The sequence below is a fragment of the Shewanella sp. 492 genome (assembly GCF_059338445.1).
The window spans coordinates 1,248,914-1,270,763 of the sequence record NZ_CM181702.1 but is presented as its reverse complement, the minus strand read 5'-3'; the positions used below and the strand labels follow the sequence as shown (position 1 = coordinate 1,270,763).

The following is a 21,850-nucleotide window of genomic DNA, read 5'->3' as shown; positions in this document are numbered from 1 at the left end:
TTAATAAATAATAAGTAAAAGGTGAGTTGATTTAATCTAATTCTTGCATGTATTCATCGAGCAACTCATCATCGTCGGTCGAGACAGGTACATCACCGTCATATACTTTATAGTCTACATGTTGGAAATAGGCTTCTTTCACAAAAGCATAAGGATCTAATGCATTATCGACTAGACGCTCTTGATCGATAGCTGAAGCGCGTCGATGCAGGTTTTTTAATCCCCACTTGGCCAATGACTGCCACATGGTCAGTTCTGACAAAGGAAAATAGAGTCCATCGACCCAATCAGACGCTAATTCACGCGTTACATAAGGGCCTAAAAAAGGCGCCATAAAATAGGGACCGTTTGGCACGCCGTAATAGCCTAACACCTCACTAAACTCATCTTGCTTACGTGGTAAGCCCATCATATCAGCCACATCAACAATACCCAGTAAGCCTAAGGTGGTGTTAATCGTAAAGCGACCACCCGCATTTGCCGCCCAGCCCCACTTACCTTGTAAGGCATTATTCACTAGAGAGCTTGGCTCTTCGAAATTCTGTACAAAGTTATTCACCCCAGTTTTAACTGGGCGAGGCAAGTAATCATTATAACCGTGGGCAACCGGTCGATATAAATATTTGTCTAAATAAAGGTAGTTAAAATCCCACATGGTGCGGTTAAAGCTCTCGAAAGGATCTCTGTCATCATTATAAATAATAGCGACATCTATGGTGCTTTCCTTAGCATTATTCTCATCTTCTTGTGTCGTTTGGGCTGCCAAAGGCGCCCCAAGCAATAGCAAGCTTAACGCACTCCATTTATACTTCATATAACTCGGATTCCTATACAGCATTAACCATATCTAAAGTCATCTGTACTTGTGACGATATAGATAATACTAGACTACACAGTTTGATTTGCCTTTCAGACCGCCTAGGATACTCAGCAAAATCACTAGGTCAAATTGAAATTTGTAAAATGTCTTTAATCACTTAACCGTTTGGGGCTGCCTCTTGAATCAAAACAGTATTATAAGGCCTGTAAACACGGACGTTGTGGCGACCTCAACCACACTCAGTACCAGTAAAGCTGAGGTCCTTATCCCGGTCGAGTTCAAGCGCACTGCAGAAGGTGACGCTATAAGCCTCAATAAGCACAACTACCGTATAGAATACTCTCGTCGTATCGATCGCCAAGTAATGAGTACGGCAGACCAACAAAAAGTCGTGGTCACACAACTTTATAGCGCCAATCCAGCATCAAGCAATCTTAGTGCTAAATTGCAATTATTGGGTAATATCTATAACGAACAAATTCCAGCGCCATTGCAGGCTTATATTAAGGGTAACCAAGTCAACCTCATACAACTGGCTCAGTTGGCATCAAGGGCACAAGGCTATCCCCTTGGCGAGGCAAAGGTCGTGGCGGGTATGGTCAGTCTGGCTGGCGCATTAGCTTTCACCACGAGCAATAATACCTTACCCTCGGGCACCTATGGCGCAGCTATCATAGTGGAAAATGGCCAACTACACTTAAGCCTCACCGCGAAGCTCGGTCAAATTGCAGTCACCTTATCCCCAATGACATTAATGCAAGCACCTAAACAGGAGTCACCAAGCCAGCAACTGGCCACCCTCCCCTCGCTAACTAGCACTTACAGTCAATTGAGTCAGCACTTAGCCAAACAAGCCGTGCCTCAGTCACAACTAGCGACCTTACAAAACGCCACCGCGGTACAGCTCTCCAGCAATGCATTTTTTGCAGCCAATCCACTACCACTTCTAGGGGAAAAGATCCCGTTTTTTGGCCCCATGACGGCCCGAGACGATGCCATAATTAAGGCGACTAACCTCTATCAATTACTGGCTAACATTAAGATACCCTTCATCGAGGGCAACCGCGGAACTACGGCACAGGGCACAGTTCATCCATTGATGCTTAACTCACAGTGGCTTACCTCAACAATGGGCAGTACCAGCCAACCCACAGGCCAGACTTTAGGCCCGCCTTCTTCCCCCATACACAGGGGATTAAGCCAAGCACTACAGCAATTAGTCAGCAGTGAAGCAACACACTCAAGCAGATCCCAGGTATCGAGTGAGCAATCACTACTGAGCTTAGTCAAGCAGCAACTGGCTCTGGCCTTTCCTCGTCCTTTAGCCGATCTCGCCGTGCCAAACATTTTGCAACGAGAATTGATAGATACCTTAGCAGGAATAGCCTCTCCGCTAACCGCCCATACATCAGCTGCTAGTCATAGTGGCACTATCGCGGTGCTCTTTCAGTTATTATTAGGTCGTAATTTACAACAAAACAGCCAAGTCGATGCCAGTAAATACCTTATGCAACTACAGCGACAAGTTGGAGCAAGTTCTTCCCTGCTGAGATTATTAGATAAAGCGGGAGTGGGTGAATCTATGGGTAAGTTGTTATCTGGCTTGTCTTTATATCAGCAAGCCAGTAGTGATAACAATCAAGGCATCAACTGGTATTTTGCCTTGCCTTATACCCTAGACAATAAGCAAGAGGAGCTAGAAGGTCATTTTGAACAAACAACTCAAGATGCTGATAACAAGAATAAATGGCGGTTACAGCTTAAGTTTAACTTAACTAGTGGTAGCCTATTGATCAATGCTGATATCAAACAACAGCAACTTAACCTTAGCTTTACCTCAGATAGTAAGCCACTGCTCACAAGCATCGATTTACGCCTTGAGGGGCTACAACAAAAACTAACCAATATCGGTATGCGAAGTATCAATATAATTACTCAGCAAAACCAGGTACCTGCTAGCTTACTGCCTGGTGAGCACTACTTAGTTAAAATAAAAGCATAAGGCCAACCCATTATGTCTACAGACAAGAACACAACTTCGGGTGCTACTCAAGCGGTCGCGTTAAGCTATGATGGAGTATCGAGTCCGAAGATCACAGCCAAAGGCAGCGATTTAGTGGCAGCGGAGATCATCGCCCTAGCCAAAGAATCGGGCATTTATATTCATCAAAACCCGGATCTAAGTCATTTTTTACAAAAACTTGAGATTGGCGAAGAAATACCAAAAGAACTCTACCTACTTATTGCCGAGTTGATCGCTTTTGCTTATATGCTAGATGGTAAATTTCCCGACCGTTGGGATAATATGCACCAAAAAATCGTTGAAGCAGTTTAACTCCTCACCTTGAGTAGATTGTTATGACTCCACATTAGCCCTTGCCATGTAACCTGAGAAGCAATTCGGCTTCAGCTTTGGGTAATTCACACTCGGCGACCAATTCATCGACTCCAGCGCCCAATGACACCATCTTCATTGCCCTAGAATAGAGGCGCGATTGCGGATCTTGTTGGCTAGTTTCATCAATTCTGGCATCTTGCTTTGCCAATCGTTTTTCTAATTCGAGCATCCGCCGGCCAACCCCAATGGTCCCGGTGCGTAACTCTTGCAATTCGCGTTTAACCGCTTCTCGCTGGCGATCACTCTCTTTAACCAGTAATGTCAACGCATCCACCTTAGATCGTAACTTAGCTGTTTGTTTTTGTTGATATAATACTAATGCTAAGCAAGCAATTACATAGAGTAATGCCGCGATTAAAATTTCATCGGCAATCATATTCCGCTCCAATCCATTCTATTTATTGTGATACGTCACGAAGGTTAGACCACCGTTATACTGTGGGCTGTCGATTATACTAAAAAGCCATCGCGATAAGCGATGGCTTTTATCCTAGCTGAATAATATGCTAACAGCTTAACTTATTATAATTGAGTCAATTCCATCCACTCTTCATCAGATAAAAGCTTATCTAGATCAACCAAGATCAACAGCTCATTATCTCGATTACTGACACCTTGAATAAACTTAGCACTTTCTTCTGTGCCCACATTAGGGGCATTGTCGATATCTGAAGCACGTAGATAAACTACCTCGGCAACGCTATCAACCAAAATACCAATCACTTGCTTTTCAGCTTCAATGATCACGATACGGGTTGAGTCATCGACATCAGATGAAGCCAAGCCAAAGCGTGAGCGGGTATCGATAACAGTAACCACATTACCGCGCAAGTTGATGATACCCAACACATAATGCGGTGCACCAGGAACAGGAGCTATTTCGGTATAACGCAGCACCTCTTGAACCTGCATCACATTAATGCCATAGGTTTCATTGTCTAAACGGAAAGTAACCCACTGCAACACTTCATCATCTTTACTTGCAGCCACTGCCGCGACGTTTCTTACATCTGCCATATAAACCTCAGTCAATAGAGTCCTGACTACTCAATCCTAAATTCAACAATTCAATCAATGCTTGCACATGTAATATGCCGCACATCTGCTCTTTCACAACGCCAGCTAACCAAGGGCGTTTACCCGCTTTGGTACGCCAGTTAACTTCCGATTTTAAAATTTTAACTGAATTGATTAGCGATTCGCACGCCAATCCCCAGTTGCTGTTTTCTAGCTGCACAATATATTGGTAATTCACCGATTGTGCTAGTTTGTCATCGTATTTTTCGGGCATCACCCAGGCGCACGTATCGACCACGTTGAGCTGTGAGCCGCGATGCGCTTGAACACCATGGTACCAGTTCGGTCTTCCCATGATATGGTTAACCCGCTCAATCTTAACAATGCCACCTAGACTGACTAAAGGGACGGCAAGCGTTAAACCTGCAACGTTAAAAAATAATACTTGAAATTGCTCATCCAAAGTGTCGATTAATGCCTCGGTTATCCCGGGTGGACTTGAGCCCGTTTGGGTTTGAGGAGCAATAGATTGCTCTGTCTCAACAACCTCTTGACGACCCAAATTAAGAGTAGCTGAAGTTGCAATCTTTTCTTTGACTTGCGACGTAGGCTTCGCTATCTCCGCCACTGTCTTATCAGTAATCTTAACCTGCAGTTGTGTATTTAATCCCGTCTTTAATTCCGTTTTCAATTGAGGTGTTAACTTGGTCTCAATTCGAGTTTCAAGATTGGCAATTAACTTAGCGCCAATATCAGTTGGAGACGCTTCAGCCACTGGTGCTAACAGTTGCGCTAATGATTTTTTATTAACCTTTGGTGTCGCATAATTAGCCTGCTGATTTACCTTGGCGGTTTGTAACACCGGTTTAACCTCAGGGACAATGACACGGATAGCTTCATTAACCTGTTTATCATCTTGCCTGCCTTGCTGTTTATTCGGCGTTATATCCGTCTCAGGCTGCGCATTATCCTCAGTGATATCTTCTGCTAGCAACAGTGAAAAATAATCTAACACCGCATCATCAGTTGAGTTCGACATGAGCAAATTCCTTGCTGAGCAGATAATCTAATAAGCGCTCATAAGCTTTTACACCACGCGAATTCGCCGCATAATGAGAGGCTGGAAGATGCGCTAAGCTAGCGTCTCTAAACTTGGTATCTATCGGAATAACATCTGGCCACAACGCCGCGCCAAAATCACTTTCTAAGTGTTGTAGTGCTGATGAAGACGCCTTAGTGCGCCTGTCATACATGGTTGGGATCACCGTATAACTATATGTGATTTTTTTCGAACGCCCCATTAGAATCATGGTTTTCACCATTCTGTCCAGGCCCTTTATCGCTAAAAACTCGGTTTGTACCGGCACCAATATATGCTCACTGGCTGCCAATGCGTTTACCATTAAGACACCAAGGATCGGGGGGCAATCGATAAGTACGGTGTCGTAATCCTGCTCGACCAAAGACAATAGTTTTTTTAAAATCAACCCCATGCCTTCTTGATGACCTAAGGAGCGATCTAGAGTCGCTAACGCCATCGTCGCCGGCAATAAGCTTATCCCCTCGACTTTGGTCAGCACAATATGCTCGGACACCTGCTGTTTAGTCAGTGTCTTATGGTTCAAAAACAGATCATACAAGGACCCAGAAATCGATTCAGAATCGATCCCCAAATAATAGCCCAGCGATGCATGGGGATCGGTATCGACCATCAATACCCGTTGACCGCGCTTCGCTAACGCACCTGCAAGGCTGACTACCGATGTTGTTTTACCCACACCGCCTTTTTGGTTTGCTATGGTCCAGATCTTCAACAAAAACCCCTTTATATCCTGCAGCGTTTCGCTAGCTTATTGACTTAATTATCATCACGCGTGGTCACCCTAATTCCCCCATGAGGTAAGGCTATCACCTTAACACCATCTTCACTTTCAGACAGTTCATTGGTTTGCGAATGGGCAGTTCTATCACTCTTTATAGGCAAATGATCTGCTGCATCGCTCGCTTGTGGCGTCATGATCGGTGAACGTCTGCCCCTCGCATCCCCAAGTAATCCCATTTCAATCCGCACCTGTGAGCCGGGTTGAGCCTGTCCAATAATTGACTGCGTCACTTTTGGGTTAGCCGCCATCCATTGGGCAAATGTTTGCGCCTGCTCTTCTGGCACCATTAATAGTACTTGGCTATTTTCCAGTTCAGCAATTTTTGCTTCTAACAGACTATTTTTATGCCGCATATCGAAATACAGCGCCCCGGTCACGATACTGCTAATGATAAGTAAGAATAGCCACAACATAGTGGTAGTACTTATCTGCTGTTTAGCCACGACCAGTCTCAGTTAAAATCGCTTCTGCCATCTCATCCAAGGCGAATGACTTGCTTGATATCCCCGCAGCCGTTACCGCTTGTGGCATACCATACACAACACAACTGGCTTCATCTTGGGCCCAAATGGTGGCGCCCACATTTTTTAGCATTCGCGAGCCTTCACGACCATCAGCCCCCATTCCGGTCAGGATCACCGCAAGCGCATCTCCCCCAACCAACTTTGACGCCGAGGCGAAGGTAATATCGACACAGGGTTTATAGTTCATATCGGCACTGCCAGCGATAATTTTAATCCGCCCATAAGCGCCGCTGCGCTCCAGCATCATTTGCATGCCTCCGGGGGCTAAATAAGCGCAACCTGCACGCAGTTGATCGCCATTTTCTGCCTCTTTAACATTAATCGCGCACAAGCTATTTAAACGCGTAGCAAAGGCTGGCGTAAACGCCGCTGGCATATGCTGTACCAATAAAATAGGGTGTGGATAATTAGCGGGAAGCTTGGTTAAAATCCGCTGCAGGGCTACCGGGCCACCCGTTGATGTACCGATAAGTAATATTTTGTACTTTTTACCACTCGCCCGGTGTGACATTTGGCTGCGGGAAGTGGGTCTATCGGGGGCCACCACCTCTCGACTATCCGTGCTCACAGTTACGCCAGTTCTGGTTAAAGTACTCACTGACGCTGGACGTGGCGTAATAGGTCGATAAATTCGACGTCGTCCTAATGCCTTTATGCGCTGCTGCAGTAATACGATGGCGTCATCTTTATTAGTGGCAATATCTTCAAAACGCTTAGGCAGAAAATCGAGTGCGCCCGCTTCTAACGCATCTAACGTGGCTTGGGCACCATCATGAGTCAAAGAGGAAAACATTAAAATAGGCGTCGGACACTTAGCCATGATCTGACGCACAGCGGTAATGCCGTCCATCACTGGCATCTCGATATCCATGGTGATCACTTGAGGCTTGAGCTGTTCGGCCAGTTTAACCGCTTCAGCGCCATTGACGGCAGTACCTATGACTTCTAAATCTGGGTCCTTAGATACGATCTCACTGACTCTTCGACGAAAAAAACTCGAATCATCGACAACTAATACTTTAATGGCCATTCAATTTCCTATCGACAGCAAACCTCTGTAAGCAATCAAACGTGACCCTGTTACGGGGGTCACGCTTAATAGGTTATCAGACAGTCTTACTTAACGTTTACTGCTTGTTTTTAGCGTAATGCTTCAATAATCCAGGTACGTCTAAGATCAATGCAATCCCCCCATCAGAGGTGATCGTTGCACCCGCCATACCTGGGGTGCCATGAAGCAAGGTCCCTAACGGCTTAATTACCACTTCTTCTTGACCAATCAAGGAGTCAACCACAAAACCTATCTGAATTGTGCCTAACTGAACGATCACCACATGGCCTTTCTTTTTATCGCCATGCTTGAAGCCGCTCTCTTTCCTGTTAAGCCAATTCTCTAGATAGAACAGCGGCACCGCCTTATCACGAACAATAACGGTTAGCTGACCATCTACAATATTGGTTTTTGTCAAATCAAGATGGAAAATTTCATTCACACTGGTTAACGGCAAAGCAAACACTTGCTCGGCCACTTCCACCATCAGTGTTGGCATAATCGCCAAGGTCAAGGGGACTTTAATCTCTAAACAAGTGCCTTTGCCTTTGAGCGAATCAATATGCACCGTGCCATTAAGCTGGGTGATACGCGTCTTAACAACGTCCATCCCCACGCCACGGCCGGAAATATCGGAGATCTCTACCTTAGTTGAAAAACCTGGGGCGAAAATCAGATTATATGCTTCTGAATCCGTCATACGCGCAGCGGCATCTTCATCGAGCACACCACGACTGATAGCGATTTGCTTAAGCTTATCGGGATCCATACCTGCGCCGTCATCCTCAATCTTGAGCAGGATATGATCCCCCTCTTGACTGGCTGACAAGGTAATGGTGCCGGTACGCGTTTTACCGTTAGCTTCACGCTCATCAGGCATCTCTATACCGTGATCGACAGAATTACGCACCAAGTGAACTAGTGGGTCGGCCAGTGCTTCAACTAAGTTTTTATCCAGATCGGTGTCTTCGCCTATCATGCGAAGATCAATCTCTTTGTTAAGCGTTCTAGCTAAATCACGTACCACGCGAGGGAAACGACCAAATACCTTTTTAATCGGTTGCATGCGGGTTTTCATCACCGCACCTTGCAGATCGGCAGTCACCAAATCTAAATTAGCTAAAGCTTTAGACATATCTTCGTCATCACGAGAAATGCCAAGACTCAGCAGACGATTACGTACCAATACTAACTCTCCGACCATATTCATGATCTCATCGAGTCGAGCAGTATCAACCCGCACTGTGGTTTCGGCCTGTGGCATATTAGCAGCAGGTGCTTTAGTAACGGCGGCTTGTGGTTTAACTTCAGTCTTAGCCGGACTCGGTGTCACTTCAACCGCTGCAGGCGTGGGCGCTGCAACCACTTTCGCCGCCGGAGCCGCAATAGATGAAGCGCCAGGGCCTGCACCAGAGCCGTGCAATTCATCGAGTAACTTTTCAAATTCATCGTCACTAATTTCGTCGGCATCAACTGCTGGAGCTGGCGCCTCAGGCTCTTTGGCAATGGCGGCTACAGGTGGTTTAAAACTGCCTGCGCCGTGCAGCTCATCTAGCAGCGATTCAAACTCATCATCGGTAATATCATCACTGGACAAGCTAACATCATTAGAAGCTGATTCAGTCACTGTTGGGCCTTTACCCGATCCATGCAGCGCATCGAGTAAGGCTTCAAATTCTGACTCGTTGATTTCATCAATACTGCCGTCGCTGCCACCATCAATAGCACTCACTACTGTGTTATCGCTGGTATCAAGCGGTTCAAACAAGGTGGCACCTTCATCGCTAGGAACATCGGCTACCTCATCGACAATCGTTGCCTCTGCCGTACCGGCAGACAATGCCACCTCTGATGCGAGCATACCGCCAGAACTTAACAGTTTAAGATTTGCCAGTAAGGTTGCATCGGCAGGGCTTTGAACTTGTCCGGCTTTCGTCTCGGCAAACATCGAATTAATCGCATCGACAGCCTGTAAAATAATATCCATAAGCTCAGCAGAGACACTTCGTTTGCCAGTACGCAGCAAATCAAAGGTATTTTCTGCTTCATGGCAAACATCGACCATGGGAGTCAGACTTAAAAAGCCCGCTCCGCCTTTAACGGTATGAAATCCACGAAAAATGGCATTGAGCAGTTCGGTATCATCTGGATTATTTTCCAACATGACCAGCTGTTCAGATAACAGTTCGAGTATTTCTCCCGCCTCTATCAGAAAGTCCTGCAGTATCTCTTCATCAACATCAAACGACATTAATATGACTCCTACTTAGAAACCTAGACTCGACAGTAAGTCATCCACTTCATCTTGCCCTGTTACCACATCATCACGCAGTTCTGCGTTCATAATCGGGCCTTCGGCTTCGACACTCTTGGTTGACTTAAGCGCCTTACTCGATGTGGGGTGCTCACCAAAGACGGTCAACATCGACACTAAATTGTTTTCGACTTCACGCACCAACTCAATCACTCGGCGGATCATCTGCCCAGTAAGATCTTGGAAATCTTGCGCCAACAAGATATGGTTGAGCAGCTCTTTCAAGCGTGTTGAATCAGACTCGCTGCGGTCAATAAACTGCTGCACATCGTGACATAATGCTTTAAACTCATGCAGTTGGATGTCTCGCTTCATCAAGCGATCCCACGTTGGCTTAACCGCTTTAATATTGGTGGTTAGTGCATCGGCAAGGGGCAATGACTCTTCAACTGCATCCATGGTTTTATTGGCCGCTTGTTCTGTCATCTCAATGACATAACTTAAGCGCTCTTTAGCATCTGGAATTTCACTGTTGGTCAATTCAACCAAACGGTCATCAACCTGAAAATCGACAATGGCACTATGAAGTTGACGGGTTAACCTGCCAACTTCATCAAATAACTCTTTTTGAATCGGACTCGCAATATCTCTTACGATATTGTCAGCTTTATCCTGTTCATTAGCCTCAAGCAATTCAACAAGTTGTCTTGCTTGTGCTAACGTGATCAGCCCTAAAGTATTTGCTTGCATAGCTCAACCTTAATTAACTGAGTCGTTCAAAAATTTTGTCTAACTTCTCTTTTAATGTTGCCGCGGTAAAAGGCTTAACAACATAACCGTTTACACCAGCTTGTGCTGCTGCAATGATCTGTTCCCTTTTAGCTTCCGCTGTCACCATTAACACCGGTAGGTGCTTAAGATTGTCATCTGCGCGAATGGCCTTTAGTAGGTCAATTCCTTGCATACCAGGCATGTTCCAGTCGGTTACGACAAAATCAAAATCACCTTTCTGTAGCATGGGCAATGCCGTTGAACCGTCATCTGCTTCCTGAGTATTGTTAAAACCCAAGTCTCTTAACAAGTTCTTGATGATACGCCTCATTGTTGAAAAGTCGTCAACGACGAGAATCTTCATATTCTTGTCCAAGGTTTCCTCCGCGGAGCTGTTTTTATATTGCTCATGTAATCGTTATGTATGGGTCCAATGCTTTAATTTAGCTTTTAATCTCAACATGGCCTGACTCAATATCTGGCTCACTCTCGACTCGCTAACGTCCAGTACGGCTCCAATCTCTTTTAAATTTAATGCTTCGTCATAATACAATGACAAAACTAAACCATCTCTTTCTGGCAGTAATTTTATCGCGTCAACCAAGGCTTCATGAAACTGAGTTTCGGCTAATGCATCGAAGGCATCGTCTTGGTGATCGTCTTCCTGCCTTACTATATCGACCGAAACGCCGAGATCTTCAATACCAATTACCTTGCCGACTGATACATCGTTTAAAATGTGATGATATTCATCCAGTGTCATGTCTAATCGGTCGGCAATTTCGGTATCTTTAGCGTCGCGGCCCAGTTCCTGTTCGAGCTCATCAATCACTTGCGCAACACGGCGTTGATTACGGTGCACCGAACGCGGTACCCAATCGCCGCGCCTTATTTCATCAAGCATTGAGCCCCGAATTCGAATCCCCGCAAAGGTTTCAAATTTGGCGCCTTTACTACCATCAAAATTTGAAGAGGCTTCAAGCAGGCCCATCATACCGGCTTGTAACAGATCATCTAATTGAACCGATGCTGGCAAACGGGCTAATAAGTGGTGGGCAATCCTTTTTACCAGCGGCGCATACTGTTCAACGATAGACGCTTTATTATCTAAACAGGTATACGCGGCCGCTTTACTCACTCGTGCCTTCCTCTTGCTGATTGTTACGCTGTACTAAGCGTTCAACGAAAAACTCTAAATGACCACCCGGTTGCTGTGGGATCGGCCAACTGATTATTTTATTTGCTAGCCCATGATAGGCGATTGATGCAGGTGATTTTGGAAAGGCTTCGACGATAAGCTTTTGCTTACGAACTGACTTTCTGAGGTTTTCATCGAATGGAATCGTCGCGACAAGTTCAAGCGCTACATCAAGAAAACGGTCGGTCACTTTACTTAATTTAGCAAACAACTCCATCCCTTCACGTAGACTGCGAGCCATGTTGGCAACAATTTTAAAACGGAACACACCATGCTCACGGCTTAATATCTTAATCAGGGCGTAGGCATCGGTGATCGACGTTGGCTCATCACATACCACGATTAATACATCTTGCGATGCCCGTGAAAAGCTCAGCACCATGTCAGAAATACCCGCAGCGGTATCGACAATTAAAATATCAAATTGAGTACGCATTTCGCTGAAGGCGCGAATAAGCCCGGCGTGCTGAGCAGGAGATAGCTCGACCATCGACTGTGAGCCCGACGTAGCAGGGATAATACCAATCCCTTTGGGGCCTCTAACAATCACATCATCAAGATCGGCATCGCCCGATAGCACATGGGATAAATTACGCTCAGCCCTTAAGCCTAACATCACATCGACGTTCGCTAAGCCCAAATCGGCATCGAGCACTAAAACACGCTTACCCTTTTCGGCGAGTGCAACCGCGGTATTGATAGAGACACTGGTTTTACCCACGCCACCTTTACCGCCAGACACCGCAATTACTTTTACTTTTTCGTTATTTGGTTGATTCATCATTCGTAAACCGCTTGCTTGATCCCGACTCATTGTTTTACTCAAATGCATAGGCCTGTTGATGTGACCTTTCAGTTTGTTGTACAGGTTGCTCTTTCTTATCTAATACTGAAAGCGCCTTGTGTGCTAACGCGAGTGTATCTGCAACCTGCATATCTTCTGGAACTCGTTGGCCATCAGTGACATAACTTAATGGTAAACCACTTTGGATCAATACGCTCAAGGCTGGTGCTAAGGCGACCGACTCGTCCAGTTTGGTTAATACTACACCCGATAATGGGATTCTAGCGAACTGCTTCACCGCATCTTCTAGTACTCTTCTTTGACTCGTTGACGACAGTACCAGATAACTGCGTATAGGTAATCTGCTATTTGCCGTTAAATTATCGAGTTGCTGGAATAAGCGTATATCTCGCTGCCCCATGCCAGCTGTATCGATCAATACTAACTTGCGATTGCGCAGCTGATACAAAATTTGTTCCAACTCATTAAGATCATGCGCCTGCTTTACTGGACATCCCATTATTTTGCCATAGGTTGCCAGCTGCTCATAGGCTCCGATGCGATAATGATCGGTTGTTATCAATGCTACTTGATCTGAACCATGATGTGCTGCAAATCGAGCGGCAATTTTGGCAACACTGGTGGTTTTACCGACACCTGTTGGCCCAACAAAAGCGACCACACCACCTTGGCGCACAATATCATCGCCCTGATTGTCGAGCATATTCGCCAGACTTCTCGGTAAGATTTTGACTAATTCTGCTGGCGGATAATGTTCACTCAGCCCTGACAACTTGGTCGCCACTTCGGCAGAAAACTCTGCCGCTAATAGGCGGCTCTCAAGCATGGCGCCGACAGGATCCAGTCGGCTCTTTTGCTCGCTAAGCAGCGAAGTTACTTGGTGAGTCAATAGGTTACGCAGTGATGCGAGCTCTTCTCGCATTGAGTCAAATTCAACACTCGCCGCGCTCGGTTTATCACGCTTTTGACCAAAATGGTTTTGTTGGTTGGATTCGGCGCGTGCTGGCTTAGGCTCGCTACTAGGCGCTTGTAGCCCTTTAGCCCATTCAGGCATCTCTAATTCTTCATTAGTACGACCAATCTGCTGGTTAACGCGGCTTTGTTGACGCTCAAGCAGGGCTTGTAACGAATCGGCAGCGGGTGCAGGTTGTTTTTTTGACTCGGTCTTGATGGGTTGGCGACCAATGGAGACTTTTTCATCGGCGAGATCAAGTAAGCTCGACGGCGTCATATTCGCGACCGCTGGACTTGGCGATTTTTTGGGCTCGTCATAATCGACAGCCGCGACAATCTCGATGCCACCGGTGACTTTTTTGTTAGACATGATCACCGCATCAGAGCCTAAGGTCTCTTTCACTTGGGCCAAAGCTGAGCGCATATCTTTTGCTAAAAAACGTTTAATTTTCATCTAAATACTCTCTACTGACCGACCGCTGATACGATGCGAATTTGTTTTTCATCGGGCACTTCTTGATAGGAGATCACCCGTAAATTTGGAATCGTATGTTTAACGAATCGTGACAGCGTCGAACGTAACATTCCTGAGGTCAACAAGATGGCGGGCTCTCCTACCATCTCTTGCCGTTGCGATGCATCGATAAGCGATTTCTGCATCCGCTCAGCCAGACTCGGTTCAATATTCGGCCCATCGCCGCCTGTTGCTTGCATAGACTGATGCAACATCTGTTCCAACTCTGGCGCCAAAGTAATGACAGGAATTTCCACCTCTGGGCCACTGATCTCTTGGATGATCATGCGCTTTAAGGCAATACGCACTGCGGCGGTCAACACCTCAGTATCATTGCTCTTGGGCCCGTATTCTAACAGGGTTTGTACTATGGTTTTCAAATCTCGGATAGACACGCCCTCGTTAAGCAAGTTTTGCATCACTTTAACCACAGTGCCCAGCGGCATCACATCGGGAATAAAGCCATTAACTAACTTGGGCGAATGCTTAGCCAGCATATCCATTAACTGCTGCACCTCTTCATAACCTAATAATTTAGAGGCATTATTGGTGAGCAATTGGCTAAGATGCGTGGCAACCACTGTAGCTGCGTCAACGACGGTATAACCTAAGGTTTGTGCGTGCTCTCTAAGCTCTGGCGCTATCCAAACGGCTTCAAGCCCAAAGGCGGGATCGGTGGTTTCGACGCCATCAAGCTTGCCATACACTTGGCCTGGGTTAATCGCGAGCTCGCAATCATGGCGAATTTCAGCCTCACCCGACGCCACGCCCATCAAGGAGATGCGATAAGTGTTGGGCGACAGATCTAAATTGTCACGGATATGCACCGCCGGCACCAAGAAACCTAATTCTTGTGACAGCTTCTTACGCACTCCTTTGATACGGTTGAGTAATTCACCCCCTTGGCCCTTATCGACCAAGGGGATTAATCGATAGCCCACCTCTAACCCTATGGTATCGACATGTTGCACATCATCCCAACTCAACTCTTTAGGCTTATTGTCACCAGCGGGACTCGGAGAGGTTTTAGCAAGCTCTAGCGCTCTTTGACGATCGAGATCTTTTTTACGATGAATATAATAGGCACCACCGGCAGTCAGCAAACCAAAGCTGAGAAAAGCAAAATGCGGCATGCCAGGCACAATCCCCATGATCAACAATACCGCGGCCGCAATACCTAAGGATTTAGGGCTGTCAAACATCTGCCCCATCACCATTTGCCCCATGTCGCCTGACTCATTTTGACGCGTCACCATTAACGCGGCCGCAATCGACAACAACAGGCCTGGGATCTGCGCCACCAAACCATCACCAATGGTCAGCAAGGTATAAATTTCTACAGCTGAGGAGAAATCTAGCCCGTGCTGCACCATACCAATGACAAAGCCGCCGAGAATGTTGATCACTAAAATCATGATGCCGGCAATTGCATCGCCTTTGACAAATTTTGACGCACCATCCATCGCACCATAAAAGTCGGCTTCTTTAGTGACTTCTGCACGGCGTAAGCGCGCCTGATCTTGGTTTAACACCCCGGCGTTTAAGTCGGCATCGATAGCCATCTGTTTACCTGGCATCGCATCGAGGGTAAAACGGGCGCTCACTTCAGAAATACGTCCAGCACCTTTAGTGACTACGGCAAAGTTGATAATGATCAAGATAAGAAACACGACCAAACCCACGGCATAGTTACCGCCAATTACCACAGAACCGAACGCTTCAATCACCTTACCGGCGGCATCGCCACCATTATGGCCTTCGAGCAAGACGATACGCGTCGAGGCCACGTTCAGCGCCAGTCGCAGCAAAGTAGCGACTAGCAATACCGTTGGGAAGGCCGCAAAGTCGAGGGGGCGATCTGAATAGATGGCCACTAAAAGCACCACCAAGGCTAAGGCAATATTGAACGAAAATAGGATATCGAGTAAGAATGCTGGCATCGGCAAGATGATCATCGCCAAGGCTGCAAGCACGAGTACAGGCGTACCAATGCCTTTAAAGTTTGCCGGTTTAACCTGTTTTAGTTGACCTAATGTTGCTTTCAAATCCATCAATTTAGCGCCTGAACTTTGACATCTGAACGGTTAACAGCAAAAAGCGCGCCAACCTACTTGCAGTCACCTAACGACAGCAAACACGACGCTAATATTTCAGCTCATCGGGAATAGGCTGATTTAACGGCACGGGGGTGGGTCGCTTACCGCCTTTTTGTTGATATTGCTTCAACTGAAAGACATAGGCCAATACCTGAGCAACAGCGGTGAAGAGCCCCTCGGGGATCTCTTGCTCTATCTTAGTCGTATGATAAATGGCCCGTGCCAGCGGTGGAGCTGATACGATTGCCACCTCATGCTCTCTGGCAATTTCACGTATCTTAAAGGCAACCTCGTCGACCCCTTTCGCCAATACATAAGGCACTGCGGCCTTGGTGACATCATATTTAATCGCCACCGCATAGTGTTCTGGGTTGACCACTATCACATCGGCATTGGGTACCTCGGTCATCATGCGACGCTGCGCCATTTCGCGCTGCATCTGCCGCACCCGTCCCTTAACTTCGGGCTGGCCTTCGGTATCCTTGTATTCGTCTTTGATCTCCTGCTTGGTCATGCGCAGCTGTTTACTGTGGTTCCAAATTTGAAACGGTACATCAATAGCAACAATGATCACTGTCGATGAACATAAAATAATGAACATCCATATCAGCAGATCCAGCGCATTATACACATTACCCGGGAGGTGTCCTTGTGACAGGGTCAAGATATCAACGAAATAGTAATACAGTAAAAAGTACGCCATCATAGCGACCACAGAAAACTTTGCAATTCCCTTGGTTAATTCCACCAACGCTTGCACACCAAACATACGTTTAAAGCCACTCATCGGGTTCATTTTGCTCGCTTTGGGCATAAAGGCCTTCACCGAAAAGGTGATCCCCCCGATAACGATGTTGCCTAAAAAAGCCACCACAGCCAAAAACACGATAAAAATTGCCATGGGCATGGCCAGTTCACGCAGTACCAGCTCCCACACGTTGTACATACTATTGGTATCAAAAATCGCGGCACGATCCATGGTAAACAGCTTTTTCATCACATTGATAAGCGCCACACCTAAATCAGGGCCCACAATGACAAAACCAAATGCCGCCGACATCAGAACCGCAGAGGTGCCTAACTCTTTTGAGCGGGCAACCTGGCCTTTATCACGCGCCTGTTGACGCTTTCTGGAGGTGGCTTCCTCGGTTTTTTCTTGGCTAGAATCATTTTCAGCCATTAGAAACTCCCATCAGCGCGGCACTGTAACTGCACCACATCACACAGCAATAGCTGCGCTGAGCGCCAGACTTCATCGAAGTGCGCCATAATGGGCGTTAAGGTGAGCCACAAAATCACCAGCCCACTCACCATGGTGACAGGGAAGCCAACAGCAAAAATATTGAGTTGCGGTGAGGCGCGGGTCATGACCCCAAAAGATAAGTTAATCAATAACAGCGCCACAATCGCTGAAATAGACATGGTCAACGCAGCGCCAAACATGTAACTGCCCCATTCGGCTAATTGGCGATAACTGCTAATAGAAATACCTTGGTTAGAGACGGGGATGGTGTCAAAACTGGCAACCAGCATACGGATCATCAGGAGGTGGCCATCGACAGCAAGAAAGATCATCGTGGTCAACAACAGAAAAAAGTTACCAATCACCGGGGTTTGCTGGCCAGAGCCAGGGTCGACCATAGAGGCGAAACCTAAGCTGGTTTGCATACCAATAATTTGGCCTGTTAACACAAAGGTTTGCATGATAAGCAGGGTGACAAACCCCATCGCTACCCCAATGACGATCTGCTGCGCGGTGACAAATACCGCCGCCAATGAAAACAGCTCAACATCAGTATTTACAGGGAGCATAGGCGCAATGGCAAAGGTTATCGCCACCGATAACAACAGACGGATCCGCACAGAAGTGGTGTTAGCGCCAAAAACAGCCATCACCATCAACATGCTCGACACCCGATAAAGTGGCCACATGTAGGCGGAAATGGTCTCCATTATGGTGGACATCAATATTTCCATATTCGCCTCAACACTTAGCCGACCAGCGCACGTAACATGAGCGTATTGAATCGATTTACGTGAGCTAGCCTGGCGCAGTAAACCGTCATACTTAGCCAACGACCATGGGGATCATATCAACCATTTCAAAAAAGAATTCCATCATGGTTTGGACTAACAGATGTCCTAGAAACATCAGCGCTAACAAGGTCGTTAGCAGTCTAGGCAAAAAGCTTAAAGTCTGCTCGTTTATCGATGTCGCCGCTTGGAATACCGCCACCACTAACCCGACCACCAAGCCTGGCACAATGATCATCGACACTATGGTAACGATAACGGCCAAGGCTTCGCGAAAGATATCAATCAGGGCTTCGGGTGACATAGCGGCTCCTAAATCCCAAAACTATTGGCTAGGGTACCCATCACTAAGCTCCAACCATCAACCAATACAAACAGCATGATTTTAAAAGGCAGCGATACAATCATCGGCGACAACATCATCATACCCATGGCCATCAAGATACTGGCCACCACTAAGTCGAGTACTAAGAATGGCACAAATAACATAAAGCCAATCTGAAAGGCGGTTTTTAACTCACTGGTTATAAACGCAGGGATCAGCACGCTCATAGGAGCATCTTCTGGGGTGTCAATGTTTTGATAACCCGAGATCTCGACAAAGGTTTGCAGATCGGTCAGGCGAGTTTGTGACAGCATAAAGGTTTTCAGTGGCGCTTTACCCGTCTCAAACGCCTGCTCTATGGTCAGGGTTTCATCCATGTAGGGCTGCACGGCATTGGCATAAATCTTGTCAAATACTGGCGCCATAATGAAGAAGGTCATAAACAGACTCATCCCAATAAGCACTTGATTTGATGGGGTTTGCTGTAAACCAATCGCTTGGCGCAATATCGATAACACCACGATAATGCGCGTAAAAGAGGTTAGCATTATCACCATTGCGGGCAAAAAGCTCAGCGCTGTCATCAACAACAATATCTGCATGGTGACAGAATATTGCGTGGCACCGTCGGCTCCTGTCGTGACCGTTACTGCTGGTAAAATACCGTCTTGCGCCCACGCTAACTGGGGCAGCAATAAGGCGCTCATTAAGCTGACTAAGAGAATAATCCGTTTCATGATTGCGATGATTTAGCTTGGCGTAAACGGCTGGCAAACGAGTCTTGTGATACTGTCACAGGGGTCTCGAGTTTATCGATCAAGGTCACCTGATGGCTGGTCACACCAAGTAAATATTGCTGCCCTTCGACTTCCACCAAGACCATTTTCTCTTTTTGCCCTAGCGGCGTGACCGCCACGGTCTTAAGCACGCCATGGCTAGTAGGCACTAACTTGAGTCGCTTCACCACATAGGCCAATAAAAAAATCAGTGCGATAACGACAATAAGTCCACCGAGCATATTCGCCATGGTGGTTAACGCTGGCTCTCGCTCTGCGGTGACCTCTGCCGCAGACGTGGTTATTGCACTAGCCATCATTGGCATCGATAATGACATTCCCATTAACCTTGCCTCACTTAAGCTTTTTAATGCGTTCGGTTTGGCTAATGACGTCGGTCAATCGAATACCAAACTTGTCATTAACGACAACCACTTCGCCGTGGGCCACAAGAGTACCATTAACCATAACATCTAACGGCTCGCCGGCGACACGATCTAACTCCACTACCGAGCCTTGGTTCAGCTGCAGTAAATTACGAATATTAATAAAACTGCGACCCACTTCCATAGAGATGGTCACCGGAATATCCATAATAGTATCGAGTTTGGCCGCTTCCTCTTCGGTTAACGGTTGAGAACTATCAGCTAATTCGTCTAATTCAACCGCTTGAGCCTCTTCAATCGCTTGCTCGGCCATTGCTGCAGCCCAATCATCACCTGTATCTTGTGTGCTCATCACTTTTTACCTTTAAAACTCAAATAATGGTTAACTAACCTAAACTCGGATTACCTAAATATTGCCAATTTCTCTTGCCTTGCCTTTTTTGGTGACCAGCTGTAATTCGCTTTTCGCCGTCTCGGGCCGTGGGATTTTTTCCCGGATATGTAAGGCTAAATTCTCTCTTGAACGTCCGAGTTTACAGCGATAAGTGGGTAAGTCTTCGACCCGCATCACTATGTGTTCAGGCATTTCAACCGGGATAATATCGCCAGCCTTTAAGCTCAGAACGCTCTTCAATGACATCTCTTTTTCGACTATGGTGGCATCGATACCCACTTTGACGTCCATGATTTCATCTTTTAACGCCTGCGACCAGCGCATATCTGTGTCTTGGGTATCACTTTGCACCCCCGCATCGAGCAGTTCACGAATCGGCTCGATCATCGAGTAAGGCATGGTAATGTGAAAATCGCCACCGCCACCGTCGACTTCGATATGAAACGAACTCACTACCACCACTTCGGTAGGACTAACAATATTGGCCATCGCGGGATTGACTTCAGAGTCCAGATAATCAAACTCAACATCCATCACCGGGGCCCAAGCTTCTTTATAATCTTCGAAGATGATTTTAAGCAGCAGTTGCACGATGCGCCGCTCGGTGGGGGTAAATTCTCGCCCCTCAATCTTGGCATGAAATCGGCCGTCACCGCCAAAAAAGTTGTCGACCAGAATAAACACCAAACGGGCTTCCATGGTGATCAATGCAGTACCTTTTAACGGGCTAAAACGCACCATATTAAGGCTAGTTGGCACAAATAAGGTATGCACGTATTCGCCAAACTTAAGCATCTGCACGCCATTAATCGACACTTCTGCCGCGCGGCGCATCATGTTGAACATGCTGATGCGTAAATGGCGGGCAAAACGTTCGTTAACGATCTCAAGGGTCGGCATCCGGCCACGGACGATACGATCTTGAGAAGAAAAGTCATAGGAGCGCGCATCTAGCTCATTATCACTTGCCTCATCTTCATCAACGTCATCGACACCGTGTAATAACGCATCAATTTCGTCTTGGCTTAATAGATCACTCACAATATCGCCCTACCTGGTTAATCAAGGTTGCCGCTAGCATCACTGCATTACAAACCCAGTAAAGAGTACCCGTTCGACCACTTTGCGCCCGGTCACGGGTCGTAATGTGTTTTGCACATTCAGCAGCGCCATCTGTCGTAACTCATCTTTACCGGCTAACGAACTTAACTTTTGTACATTAGCACTACTGAACGTCGTTAATAGCGCATCTTCGATTAATGGAATGTGTTTCTTCAGTAACACATCATCATCAGCGCCTCGTACCATCAGCTGTACTTTTATTTCGACAATACGCGCACGCTTTTGCCCTGGCAGGTTAAACAGAAATGGCCTTGGCATACCCACATAAAACGCTTCACCACTATTAACCGATGCCGCTTGCTCTACAGGCGCCTCTTCTGATACTTCGCTATCGGATGCGTCACTCGAGCCCAATAACAACCATAGCGCCACAGCCCCCCCAAGGAGGACAACAAGCCCTACTGAAGCAAAAATAATCAGCTTTTTTTTGCTTTTGAGTGGCGGGTTTTCTTCCAGTTGTAACGATTCTTCTTCAGCCATGTTTATTTCCTATCACACGCTACTTTTTAAGTGCCTAAACCCGGTGGA

At 46.6% G+C, this 21,850-nt stretch carries 24 protein-coding genes; 2 read left to right on the top strand and 22 right to left on the bottom strand.

Annotation, left to right across the window (positions count from 1 at the left end; genetic code table 11):
* Positions 1-31: 31 nt before the first annotated feature.
* Positions 32-814, bottom strand: coding sequence for an MlaA family lipoprotein (locus tag AC5YBX_RS05670; RefSeq protein WP_494524523.1), 783 nt, complete (start codon positions 812-814; stop codon positions 32-34).
* Positions 815-1,040: 226 nt separating this feature from the next.
* On the opposite strand from AC5YBX_RS05670, the gene AC5YBX_RS05665 reads away from it, so the two are divergent.
* Positions 1,041-2,822: a hypothetical protein gene (locus AC5YBX_RS05665; protein WP_494524522.1), complete on the top strand. Its 1,782-nt coding sequence runs from the start codon at positions 1,041-1,043 to the stop codon at positions 2,820-2,822.
* 12 nt (positions 2,823-2,834) lie between these two features.
* Positions 2,835-3,155, top strand: coding sequence for an EscU/YscU/HrcU family type III secretion system export apparatus switch protein (locus tag AC5YBX_RS05660; RefSeq protein WP_494519641.1), 321 nt, complete (start codon positions 2,835-2,837; stop codon positions 3,153-3,155).
* 34 nt (positions 3,156-3,189) lie between these two features.
* Here AC5YBX_RS05660 and AC5YBX_RS05655 read toward each other — a convergent pair whose 3' ends face one another.
* The 21 genes from AC5YBX_RS05655 to fliL form a co-directional block, all read right to left on the bottom strand.
* On the bottom strand, positions 3,190-3,591 hold the full coding sequence (locus AC5YBX_RS05655; protein WP_494524799.1) for a DUF2802 domain-containing protein: 402 nt from the start codon (positions 3,589-3,591) through the stop codon (positions 3,190-3,192).
* Positions 3,592-3,740: 149 nt separating this feature from the next.
* A complete protein-coding gene (locus AC5YBX_RS05650) occupies positions 3,741-4,235 on the bottom strand; it encodes a chemotaxis protein CheW (protein ID WP_110456347.1) in 495 nt (164 codons plus the stop codon).
* Between the two features lie 7 nt (positions 4,236-4,242).
* On the bottom strand, positions 4,243-5,274 hold the full coding sequence (locus tag AC5YBX_RS05645; RefSeq protein ID WP_494519642.1) for a chemotaxis protein CheW: 1,032 nt from the start codon (positions 5,272-5,274) through the stop codon (positions 4,243-4,245).
* Positions 5,258-6,049, bottom strand: coding sequence for a ParA family protein (locus AC5YBX_RS05640; RefSeq protein WP_494519643.1), 792 nt, complete (start codon positions 6,047-6,049; stop codon positions 5,258-5,260). The genes AC5YBX_RS05645 and AC5YBX_RS05640 overlap by 17 nt, the downstream gene beginning before the upstream one ends.
* A 44-nt stretch (positions 6,050-6,093) precedes the next feature.
* Positions 6,094-6,561 (bottom strand): membrane anchored protein in chemotaxis locus, encoded by a 468-nt coding sequence (locus tag AC5YBX_RS05635; protein ID WP_494524521.1) that lies wholly within the window; start codon positions 6,559-6,561, stop codon positions 6,094-6,096.
* Positions 6,554-7,672, bottom strand: a complete 1,119-nt coding sequence (locus AC5YBX_RS05630) for a protein-glutamate methylesterase/protein-glutamine glutaminase (protein ID WP_494519645.1) — start codon at positions 7,670-7,672, stop codon at positions 6,554-6,556. The genes AC5YBX_RS05635 and AC5YBX_RS05630 overlap by 8 nt, the downstream gene beginning before the upstream one ends.
* A 97-nt stretch (positions 7,673-7,769) precedes the next feature.
* On the bottom strand, positions 7,770-9,944 hold the full coding sequence (locus tag AC5YBX_RS05625) for a chemotaxis protein CheA (protein ID WP_494524520.1): 2,175 nt from the start codon (positions 9,942-9,944) through the stop codon (positions 7,770-7,772).
* Positions 9,945-9,959: 15 nt separating this feature from the next.
* Positions 9,960-10,697, bottom strand: coding sequence for a protein phosphatase CheZ (locus tag AC5YBX_RS05620; RefSeq protein ID WP_494519647.1), 738 nt, complete (start codon positions 10,695-10,697; stop codon positions 9,960-9,962).
* A 13-nt stretch (positions 10,698-10,710) separates the two neighbouring features.
* On the bottom strand, positions 10,711-11,094 hold the full coding sequence (cheY, locus tag AC5YBX_RS05615) for a chemotaxis response regulator CheY (RefSeq protein WP_119977497.1): 384 nt from the start codon (positions 11,092-11,094) through the stop codon (positions 10,711-10,713).
* A gap of 42 nt (positions 11,095-11,136) precedes the next feature.
* Positions 11,137-11,856, bottom strand: a complete 720-nt coding sequence (locus AC5YBX_RS05610; protein WP_494524519.1) for an RNA polymerase sigma factor FliA — start codon at positions 11,854-11,856, stop codon at positions 11,137-11,139.
* The gene (locus AC5YBX_RS05605) at positions 11,849-12,730 is read right to left on the bottom strand and encodes a MinD/ParA family protein (RefSeq protein WP_494519649.1); all 882 of its coding nucleotides are present in this window, start codon (positions 12,728-12,730) and stop codon (positions 11,849-11,851) included. Before AC5YBX_RS05605 ends, AC5YBX_RS05610 begins: the two co-directional genes overlap by 8 nt.
* Positions 12,731-12,734: 4 nt before the next feature.
* Complete coding sequence (gene flhF, locus AC5YBX_RS05600; protein ID WP_494524518.1) at positions 12,735-14,129, bottom strand: flagellar biosynthesis GTPase FlhF; 1,395 nt, start codon at positions 14,127-14,129, stop codon at positions 12,735-12,737.
* Between the two features lie 11 nt (positions 14,130-14,140).
* A complete protein-coding gene (gene flhA / locus AC5YBX_RS05595) occupies positions 14,141-16,240 on the bottom strand; it encodes a flagellar biosynthesis protein FlhA (RefSeq protein WP_494519651.1) in 2,100 nt (699 codons plus the stop codon).
* A gap of 91 nt (positions 16,241-16,331) precedes the next feature.
* Complete coding sequence (gene flhB, locus AC5YBX_RS05590; RefSeq protein WP_494524517.1) at positions 16,332-17,465, bottom strand: flagellar biosynthesis protein FlhB; 1,134 nt, start codon at positions 17,463-17,465, stop codon at positions 16,332-16,334.
* Positions 17,465-18,262: a flagellar biosynthetic protein FliR gene (gene fliR, locus AC5YBX_RS05585; protein WP_494519653.1), complete on the bottom strand. Its 798-nt coding sequence runs from the start codon at positions 18,260-18,262 to the stop codon at positions 17,465-17,467. The genes flhB and fliR overlap by 1 nt, the downstream gene beginning before the upstream one ends.
* A gap of 91 nt (positions 18,263-18,353) precedes the next feature.
* Complete coding sequence (gene fliQ / locus AC5YBX_RS05580; RefSeq protein ID WP_110456360.1) at positions 18,354-18,623, bottom strand: flagellar biosynthesis protein FliQ; 270 nt, start codon at positions 18,621-18,623, stop codon at positions 18,354-18,356.
* A gap of 8 nt (positions 18,624-18,631) precedes the next feature.
* Complete coding sequence (fliP, locus tag AC5YBX_RS05575; RefSeq protein WP_475516948.1) at positions 18,632-19,351, bottom strand: flagellar type III secretion system pore protein FliP; 720 nt, start codon at positions 19,349-19,351, stop codon at positions 18,632-18,634.
* Between the two features lie 26 nt (positions 19,352-19,377).
* Positions 19,378-19,758 carry a flagellar biosynthetic protein FliO gene (fliO, locus tag AC5YBX_RS05570; RefSeq protein WP_475516947.1) on the bottom strand — a complete coding sequence of 127 codons (381 nt, stop codon included), beginning with the start codon at positions 19,756-19,758 and terminating at the stop codon, positions 19,378-19,380.
* Between the two features lie 16 nt (positions 19,759-19,774).
* Positions 19,775-20,158, bottom strand: coding sequence for a flagellar motor switch protein FliN (gene fliN, locus AC5YBX_RS05565; RefSeq protein WP_475516302.1), 384 nt, complete (start codon positions 20,156-20,158; stop codon positions 19,775-19,777).
* 54 nt (positions 20,159-20,212) lie between these two features.
* The gene (gene fliM, locus AC5YBX_RS05560; RefSeq protein WP_475516301.1) at positions 20,213-21,241 is read right to left on the bottom strand and encodes a flagellar motor switch protein FliM; all 1,029 of its coding nucleotides are present in this window, start codon (positions 21,239-21,241) and stop codon (positions 20,213-20,215) included.
* A gap of 39 nt (positions 21,242-21,280) precedes the next feature.
* Complete coding sequence (gene fliL, locus AC5YBX_RS05555) at positions 21,281-21,802, bottom strand: flagellar basal body-associated protein FliL (RefSeq protein ID WP_494519654.1); 522 nt, start codon at positions 21,800-21,802, stop codon at positions 21,281-21,283.
* Between the last annotated feature and the right edge of the window lie 48 nt (positions 21,803-21,850).